Below are 6,300 nucleotides of genomic sequence, written 5' to 3' on the forward strand. Positions count from 1 at the left end.
GCCGCGCGGCATCTTTCCCTCGCGCCTCTCCGGCGCCAGCGTGACGGGCGCCGTGGCGTCCTTCATCCAGTGCATCATGTCGACCGCGGTCTTCATGCCGGTCATCTTGCCGTAGTACGTATGACAGTTGCTCACGACCTCGACGGCCGAGAAGCCCTTCTTGGCGAGGGCCCGCGCAATGATCTTCTGCATCTCCATCACGTGGTAGACGGTGGTGCGCGCCACGAACGACGCACCCGCGGCCTCCGCCAGTGCGGGAATGTCAAACGTCGGCTCGATGGTGCCGTATGCGGACGTATACGACGGATCGCCCACAGGCGTGGTGGGAGAGAACTGCCCCCCCGTCATCCCGTAGGTCATGTTGTTGACCACGATGGCGCACATCTCGAGGTTGCGGCGGGCCGCGTGGATGAAGTGGTTCCCCCCGATGGCGACGGCGTCGCCATCGCCCATGACCACGATCATCTTCATGTGCGGACGCGCCAGCTTGAGCCCGGTGGCCACGGCCAGCGCGCGCCCGTGGGTGACATGCATGGTCGCAAAATCGGCATACACCGGCATTCGTCCGGAGCAGCCTATGCCAGACACCATGGCCACGTCCGATGGATCGACCCCGAGGCCCTCGACGGCGCGCACGATGGCGCCCAGGATGATGCCGATGCCGCACCCCTCGCACCACACTGTGGGGAAGGGCTTGTCGGGACGCAGGAACTTCAAGAAGATCGGAGCCGCGCGCTCGCTCACGATGATGCCTCCAAGGCCGCCAGCACCGCGTCTGGCGAGACCATCTCGCCGTCGTGGCGCAGCGCGCCGCGAACGGTGCACCCTCGACCGGCCAACCGCTGCACCTCGCGCAGCATCTGCCCGCGATTCATCTCGACCACAACCGCCCGAGAGACACGCTCGAGCGCGGCACGCATGAACGTCTCCGGCAAGGGCCACACGGTCTGCAGGCGCAGAACCGCAACCGAACGCCCGGAAGCGCGCGAGAGACGCAGGGCTGCGGCCGCCGTTCGCGCGCTGGCCCCGTACGAGATGACCATCGAGTCGATGCCCTCGAGGGCCTCGAGCGCGGCATCCGGATCTTCGAACGCGCCCTCTGACGTCGTCAGCTCGAAGCGACAGATCTCGTCGAGGTGCGACTCGATCTTGTTGAACGCCCGACGCATCCAGGCATCCATGACCGGCGCAGAGACCGTGGGAAAGCCGTGGACGTCGTGATACAGCCCGGTGACATGATACTTGTAGCCGCCCTCGCCGAAAACGGCCATGGGGGGGACTCCATCTGGGGTATCAGCGTACGCGACGTAGCGATCCGGCGGGTCAACGGGGCGCGGGCGATCCCAGACGTCGACGACGTCCGGCAGCGTCAGCTTCTCACGCATGTGCGCCGTGACCTCATCGGCGAGCACGATGACCGGCGTGCGAAAACGCTCGGCCAGATTGAACGCGCGCACCGTGACGGTGAGCATCTCCTCGACAGACGACGGAGACACCACGATGATGGGGTGATCGCCGTGCGTGCCCCACACCGCCTGCATGAGATCTCCCTGGGATGGTCGGGTGGGCTGGCCGGTGCTCGGACCGAAGCGCTGCACGTTGACGATGACCACGGGGATCTCGGTCATGCACGCCAGGCCGATGTTCTCCTGCATCAGTGAGAAGCCCGGCCCGCTGGTGGCCGTCATCGACTTGAGACCGCCTTGCGAGGCACCCAGACAGGCCGCGAGACCGGCGATCTCGTCTTCCATCTGGATGAACACCCCCCCCTCCTGGGGCAGACGCCACGAGAGATACTCGGCGATCTCCGTGGACGGCGTGATGGGGTATCCGCCGTAGAAGCGCAGACCCGCCATGAGAGCCCCCTCGGCGCAGGCGCGGTTGCCATCCCAGAATCGGACGCGGTCAGCCGCAGGCGCGGCATCGGCCACGGCCAGCGAGGCGGGGTCACCCATGGCGGGAGGCAAGGGAGGTGCGGGGCGATCCGGCACGGTGCTCACCCCTTCTGCCAGCGCAGCTGCAGAACGTGGATGGCGAAGTCCGGACACAGATACTCGCACATGCCGCAGCTCGTGCAGAGGCGGGGGTCGGTGAGGCGGGGGAGCGGCCCCTGCATCTCGAGACAGTGCTTCGGGCACACGTCAACGCAGACCGCGCACCCTTTGCACCAGTCATCATGCACCATGATGAGTGCTTCGGGATCTTCCATCGCCTCCTCGACGAGGGCGAGAACGTGACGGGGGGTCGAAGGGGGGGCGAGGCTGCTCTCTGTGCGCATGGGCGTTGTGGAATTATAGGCAGACGGGGTGATTCTCTTCAACCCCGCCGTGCGCGAAAGAGAAGATACCGGCCCCGCAGCAGACCACGGGCGAGCTCAGCCGCGTCGGATCTCCGACCCTGCAAACCTCACCGTGATTCGATAGACCTTCTTCTGCCGGCACTCGATCTCGCCCGTGGTGAGGTCGACGCGCTGCGGCACCGCGACGCGCCACAGATCGACCGTGGCGTGGTACCCACGCTCGGAGAACACGTCGATGAGCATGGCAAGTGCCTGCGGCTTCTCGAGCAGGGTGTCTTCCGTGTTGACCATGGCGTGCCCCGAGATCGCGTGGCGCGTGATGATGGGCACCATCTTGTTCTCGATGAACTGAAGCACCTCGCGGAACTGCTCGGCGTGCTCGAGCGCGTAGGTGTCGATGCGGCGCACAAGGTCTTGCCGGGCGTGCACCACGATCTCGCTGGCCAGCGGCAGGCTGCGCACCATGTCGAACGTTGCCGGATCGAGCTCGAGCGAGCTCTGGTACTTGAGCTCCTCGAGGATGTTGCGCTCCACCTCGGCAAGCGAGCCCATGGCGTTGATGGAGTGATAGTGGAAGATCTCCTTGAGCGACTGCAGGGCGTCCCACGTCTGCTCCTTGAACACGCGATAGCGTCGCTGGGCAAGGGCAGGGTCGTAGTCGGTGGCGCGCTCCTCGAGCTGCTCTCCGATGCCGGTGCGCCGCACCTCCTCGTTGTGCTCGATGATCTCACGCCCTCGCTTGAGCTGGCGCTCGACCGCCGTCTTCTCGTCGACGAAGAGCACCATGACGTGAATGGTCATGTGACGGAACTCGAGCGCCTGCGGCGTGTTGCGGAACTCGGCGTGGAGCCCCTGCACCTTCTCGACCAGCAGCTTGAGGCACTCGACCTGGGCGCGGGTGCGGGGAAAGCCGTCGAGGATCACCCCATCGCGGAACTCCGGTCGCAGCAGCGCCCGCACCACCAGGTCGATGACCTCGCGATCGCCCACCATGGCCCCCGCGTCCTTGATGCGCCGTGCCTCGGGACTGTCGAGCAGCGAGCTCACCACGATGGGCTCGCATGTGAGGCCGCGGGCCTTCTTGATGAAGTTCGTGTTCGTTCCCTTGCCTGCGCCGGGCGCGCCACCGAGAAGAATCAGCTCCTTGGGGAAGTGCAGGCCCTCGCGCCCGAACTGGGATTCGAGGTTCTTCCACACAGGATCGAAGATGACATGGGCATCCTTGATCTCGAGATCTTGGACCGGAGCGTTGGTGCTCCTGGTGTCCTGGACAGCGCTGGACGGCTGGGACGTGTTCATGCAGGCCCTCTTGGATTCGGCGCAGCCAAGGCGAACGCAGCCCGTCGGTGCTTGTCGTCGACGGTCGCGCGCGCCTCGTCAGCGGCTCGGGAAGTCGGCGCAGGGGTTGGATAAAAGCAGGCGTCCTTCCTTCTTCCAGGCCAGGAAAACGACCGCCGCGCAGGGTGAGCGGACTGAGGAGCAGAAGGCCCGCTCCATGAGCGATCGCACCCTTCTCTACCTCACCGACGCCGATGTCCGCAGCGCAGGCCTCGATGTCCGCACCATCATCGATCTCCTTGACACCGCCTTTCACGAGATGGGCGACGGAAACGTGGAGATGCCCCCGAAACCGGGGGTCCATCCCCAGCCCGATGCCTTCATCCACGCCATGGCATGCTACATCCCCGCCATGCGCTCCGCGGGACTGAAGTGGGTGAGCGGCTTCCCCGAGAACCAGGCCCGTGGCCTGCCCTACATCAGCGGTCTTCTCGTGCTCAACGATGTCGACACCGGTCTGCCCTACGCCATCATGGACTGCGCCTGGATCACGGCCTGGCGGACAGGCGCGGCAACCGCTCTCTCCGCGCGCCACCTCGCGCGACCCGACAGTCGCACCGCCGGCATCCTCGCCTGTGGTGTGCAGGGACGCACCAACCTCGTTGCACTGAAGGCGCTCTTCCCCCTCGAGCGCGTCTACGCCTATGACCTCAACGCCGAGGTGCAGCAGCGCTTCGTGCACGAGATGGCTGCCGAGACGGGGTGCGAGGTGGTGGGGGTCTCATCGCCTCGTGAGGCTGTGGTCGACAGCGACCTCGTGATCACGTCCGGCCCGATCCTCAAGCGCCCCACTCCTGTCATCGAGGCTGGCTGGCTTCGCCCTGGCGCCTTCGGCAGCGCTGTGGACTTCGACAGCTACTGGACAGCGGAGGCCATGGGCGAGATCGATCGCGTCGCCACAGACGACCACAGACAGTTCGGATACTACAAGGACGTGGGGTACTTCCAGCAGACCCCCGCGCCCTACGCCGATCTCGGCGAGCTGGTCACCGGACGAAAGCCCGGGCGTCAGTCTGACCAAGAGCGCACCCTGGCCATCAACCTCGGTCTCGCCCTCGACGACATGGCGGTGGCGCCGGAGATCCATCGCCGCGCCCTGGCCCTCGGACTGGGCACGCGGCTGCCCGTCTGAGCCGGACAAGCGCTCAGGCCAGCTGCGAGCGGAAGCGGTAGATGCTGATGATGAGCAGCACCCCTGCGATGGCGCCCAGCGAGACGAAGTAGGGCCACAGCTCTGGCAGCCCCGTGCCCTTGATGAGAATGCCCCGCGCGATGATCGAGAAGTGTCGTATTGGATTGAGCCAGGTCACGGGTCGAAGCCACGGCGGCATGGCTTCGACCGGCGTGGTGGCGCCGGCCAGCAGCGCCAGGGGCGGATTGACGAAGAAGCTCAGCAGCTGGGCCTGCAACGCACTCTTCGAGAACGACGCGATGCAGGTGCCCACCCCGATTCCCGCCACGAGGCACAGCGCCCCCCCGCACACGATCAGTGCCAGCGAGCCGCGCACGGGCACTGAGAAGACGAGACGCGTGACCACGAGGATGAGGAACACATCGCACATCAGCAGCATGAACAGCGGCACGATCTTTGCGACGACGATCTCAGACGTCTCGGCCGGCGTCATGAGCAGCTGCTCGAGCGTGCCCGAGTCGCGCTCCCGTATGGTGGTCTGTGCCGAGACGATGGAGCCGTTCAGCACGAGGATCAGGCCGAAGGTGCCAGACACGATGAACCACGCGGTGATGAGGCCGGGATTGTAGAGCAGGGCCACCCGCGTGCGCACCGGGAGCGCCAGCGAGACCGACCCGGGAGGCGCGTGCGCGGCGTTCCACTCCCGCACGATGAGACCGGCGTAGCCCTGGGCCATGGCGGCGGTGTTGGCATTGGTTGCATCGATGAGCAGCTGCACCCGCGCGTCTTGACGGCGGGCGATGCGGCGGTCGAGATCGAACGGGATGACGAGGGCTGCATCATACGAGCCACGCCGCAGCCCCGCATCGACGGCGGCGACCGAATCGACCTGCCCTGCCAGCACGAAGGTGCGGTTCTCGATGAATGCCGAGATCAGATCGCGGCTCATCGATGAGCGCGACTCGTCGAGCACGGCCAGGCGCAGATGGTTCACCGTGGGGTTCAGCGCCAGCCCGAAGATGATGATCTGGACCGTGGGCGGGATGATGAGCGAGACGAGCAGCCCCCGATTGCGAAGGATCTGTCGCAGCTCTTTGCGGATCAGCGCCCAGAGACGCGTTCGACTCGGCATCTCAGGCCTCGAGCTGCATTCGACGGATGCGTCTCCAGGCCAGACCGAAGAACGTCAGGAAGAGCAGCAGCAGCGCCGACACATGCGGCCAGACGGCAGGCCAGCCTCCCCCGCGCAGAAACGCGTCGCGCACGATGACGAGGTAGTAGCGCGCGGGGGTCAGGTTCGACAGCACGCGAAGGGGCGACGGAACGTTGGAGAGAGGGAAGATGAAGCCGCTCAGCAGGTAGCTGAGCACGAACCCGCCCAGCTGCATGGCCTGCAGCGCGGAAGCCTGCTCGGGTACGCGAACGCCGACCATGACGCCGAACGAGATCACGGTGAAGAGAAACAAGACGCTGCCCACGAGGAACGCGGTCACATCACCGCGCAGACGCAATCCGAACACGGTGTGCAGCG

At 65.9% G+C, this 6,300-nt stretch carries 7 protein-coding genes; 1 reads left to right on the forward strand and 6 read right to left on the reverse strand.

Annotation, left to right across the window (positions count from 1 at the left end; genetic code table 11):
• The 4 genes from EB084_17340 to EB084_17355 all read right to left on the reverse strand — a co-directional run.
• Window positions 1–744, reverse strand: a 744-nt coding sequence (locus tag EB084_17340) for a 2-oxoacid:ferredoxin oxidoreductase subunit beta (GenBank protein NDD30022.1), incomplete at its 3' end; no start/stop codon positions are given.
• Window positions 741–1,955, reverse strand: a complete 1,215-nt coding sequence (locus EB084_17345) for a 2-oxoacid:acceptor oxidoreductase subunit alpha (GenBank protein NDD30023.1) — start codon at window positions 1,953–1,955, stop codon at window positions 741–743. The genes EB084_17345 and EB084_17340, both read right to left, overlap by 4 nt.
• A 41-nt stretch (window positions 1,956–1,996) precedes the next feature.
• On the reverse strand, window positions 1,997–2,278 hold the full coding sequence (locus EB084_17350) for a hypothetical protein (GenBank protein NDD30024.1): 282 nt from the start codon (window positions 2,276–2,278) through the stop codon (window positions 1,997–1,999).
• A gap of 96 nt (window positions 2,279–2,374) precedes the next feature.
• On the reverse strand, window positions 2,375–3,598 hold the full coding sequence (locus EB084_17355; GenBank protein ID NDD30025.1) for a nucleoside monophosphate kinase: 1,224 nt from the start codon (window positions 3,596–3,598) through the stop codon (window positions 2,375–2,377).
• Here EB084_17355 and EB084_17360 point away from each other — a divergent pair.
• Window positions 3,507–4,769, forward strand: coding sequence for an ornithine cyclodeaminase family protein (locus tag EB084_17360; protein NDD30026.1), 1,263 nt, complete (start codon window positions 3,507–3,509; stop codon window positions 4,767–4,769). The two genes, EB084_17355 and EB084_17360, sit on opposite strands and share 92 nt — an antisense overlap.
• A 13-nt stretch (window positions 4,770–4,782) precedes the next feature.
• On the opposite strand, the gene EB084_17365 is transcribed toward EB084_17360, so the two are convergent.
• The gene (locus tag EB084_17365) at window positions 4,783–5,901 is read right to left on the reverse strand and encodes an ABC transporter permease (protein ID NDD30027.1); all 1,119 of its coding nucleotides are present in this window, start codon (window positions 5,899–5,901) and stop codon (window positions 4,783–4,785) included.
• A gap of 1 nt (window position 5,902) precedes the next feature.
• Window positions 5,903–6,298: an ABC transporter permease gene (locus EB084_17370; GenBank protein ID NDD30028.1), complete on the reverse strand. Its 396-nt coding sequence runs from the start codon at window positions 6,296–6,298 to the stop codon at window positions 5,903–5,905.
• Window positions 6,299–6,300: the final 2 nt, after the last annotated feature.

Source organism: Pseudomonadota bacterium, from assembly GCA_010028905.1.
In the GTDB taxonomy this organism is placed as follows: domain Bacteria; phylum Vulcanimicrobiota; class Xenobia; order RGZZ01; family RGZZ01; genus RGZZ01.